This window comes from Citrobacter sp. 50677481 (assembly GCF_001463265.1).
Classification (GTDB): domain Bacteria; phylum Pseudomonadota; class Gammaproteobacteria; order Enterobacterales; family Enterobacteriaceae; genus Citrobacter_A; species Citrobacter_A sedlakii.
Window position 1 is genome coordinate 1 of sequence record NZ_LNHZ01000017.1, and the last position, 468, is coordinate 468.

The following is a 468-nucleotide window of genomic DNA, read 5'->3' on the forward strand; positions in this document are numbered from 1 at the left end:
ATGGAATGAGCATCTACGCGTATATTATTGCACATTGCATGCCAGAATTGCACCGCCAAAAATAGGGATTAAGACTTTTTACCGGGCCTGTAATGGCGCGCGATAGCGACAGTTAACGGCAGGATCGTCTGCGCTATCGCGCACAGATTGTCGCCAGGCAGAGACATCTATCAGGCTATAAAAGTAAATAGTTTATTTTCAAAGGATTATCTGTCACTGATTGGCGACAATGAACATGCGGGATGTCGTCTGGCGACAACAGCAGACGTTGAAGCGCAGAAAACAAAAAACCCCGCCGAAGCGGGGTTCAAAATTGGTCGGCGAGAGAGGATTCGAACCTCCGACCCACTGGTCCCAAACCAGTTGCGCTACCAAGCTGCGCTACTCGCCGATGTACTGCTTTTTTGAATTTTTAGTTCAATTCATTAAGTCGTGGTGCGAGGGGGGGGACTTGAACCCCCACGTCCG

Annotated in this window: 1 tRNA gene; it reads right to left on the reverse strand. The window is 49.4% G+C overall.

What is annotated here, in order from left to right:
- Positions 1-314: 314 nt before the first annotated feature.
- Positions 315-391 (reverse strand) — tRNA-Pro (locus APU02_RS04870).
- Between the last annotated feature and the right edge of the window lie 77 nt (positions 392-468).